This is a genomic window from Massilimicrobiota sp. An142 (genome assembly GCF_002160725.1).
Lineage (GTDB): Bacteria > Bacillota_I > Bacilli_A > Erysipelotrichales > Coprobacillaceae > Allocoprobacillus > Allocoprobacillus merdigallinarum.
Window position 1 is genome coordinate 1 of sequence record NZ_NFLD01000091.1, and the last position, 827, is coordinate 827.

The following is an 827-nucleotide window of genomic DNA, read 5'->3' on the forward strand; positions in this document are numbered from 1 at the left end:
CTCGAAAAACACAGAAAGCTCCGAAAATCCTCTTCCCCCTATCTCTATAAGGATACAAAGGATAATGTTGTTTTTGGTGCCATCTCTACCCTTCATACTTTTGGCAGACCCCTTGAATTCAATCCTCATATCCATATGCTTGTCTGTCGGGATGCCCTCAATCTCAGGAAGGACTCCATCAAAAGCCTTTCCTATATGGATTTCAATAAGCTCAGAAAAACCTGGATGTTTCAGATCCTTGACCTTCTTGACAGGAAAATCAACACAAGACAATTCCATGCACTTAAAAATTCTCTGTATAAAAACTATCCCGACGGTTTCTATGTCTATGCCAAAGAACCAAAAAAAGACCAGAGCGAAGATGATGTTGATGATACCGTCGCATATATAACACGCTATACCAACAGACCTGTCATGGCAGAAAGCAGAATTGTAGAATATAATGACACGACCAAAATGATTCATTGGTTCTATAATCGTCATGAGGATGACAAAAGAATCGATGTCACTGAAAGAGTTGAGAGATTCATCCAAAAAGTCATCAGACACTGTCCGGATGAAAACTTCAAGATGACTCGCTACTATGGATTCTATTCCAACAGGTCGACCAGACATTACAATAGAATGGCTGAGCTTCTGGCTCATAAGCAGAAAAAGGAAACACAGTACAAGAAGGAAAGACAGGCCATCGCAAAAATTCAAATCCACAAGACACATTTCCGTTATTTTATGATACAATCATTTCAGAGGGATCCCATCAAATGCAGATGTGGAATGATCATGAATTATGCTGAAACATATAATCCCTTTGAAGGAGGACGGAAGAA

At 39.5% G+C, this 827-nt stretch carries 1 protein-coding gene; it reads left to right on the top strand.

The genetic code is table 11. The features are described from left to right. Window positions 1–81: 81 nt before the first annotated feature. On the top strand, window positions 82–827 hold a 746-nt coding region (locus B5E87_RS14820), incomplete at its 3' end, for an IS91 family transposase (protein WP_479684555.1).